This is a genomic window from Thalassospira sp. UBA848 (assembly GCF_002295455.1).
In the GTDB taxonomy this organism is placed as follows: Bacteria; Pseudomonadota; Alphaproteobacteria; order Rhodospirillales; family Thalassospiraceae; genus Thalassospira.
In genome coordinates, this window is sequence record NZ_DBGS01000112.1 from 15,722 (window position 1) to 16,201 (window position 480).

Annotated in this window: 1 protein-coding gene; it reads left to right on the forward strand. The window is 56.2% G+C overall.

What is annotated here, in order from left to right; translation table 11 throughout:
- On the forward strand, positions 1–480 hold a 480-nt coding region (locus B2R48_RS15530), incomplete at both ends, for a peroxidase family protein (RefSeq protein WP_349676151.1).

Below are 480 nucleotides of genomic sequence, written 5' to 3' on the forward strand. Positions count from 1 at the left end.
GAAACCTTCGCCCGCATGGCGATGAATGACGAAGAAACCGCTGCCCTCACCGTTGGTGGTCACACCGTTGGTAAAACCCACGGCAATGGCGATGCATCCCTGCTCGAAGCCGAACCCGAGGCAGCCGACGTTCATGAACAGGGCTTTGGCTGGATGAACCACACCAAGCGTGGCATTGGCCGCGATACCGTGACCTCAGGCATCGAAGGTGCCTGGACCACCCACCCGACCAAATGGGATAACGGCTATTGCAAGCTGCTGCTGGGTTATGAGTGGGAACTCAAGAAAAGCCCGGCCGGTGCCAACCAGTGGGAACCGATCGGCATCAAGGAAGAAGACATGCCGGTTGACGTCGAAGATCCGTCGATCCGCCGTATGCCGATCATGACCGATGCCGACATGGCCATGAAGATGGACCCGACCTATCGCGCGATCATCGAGAAGTTCAATAATGACTTTGAATACTTCTCCGATTGCTTT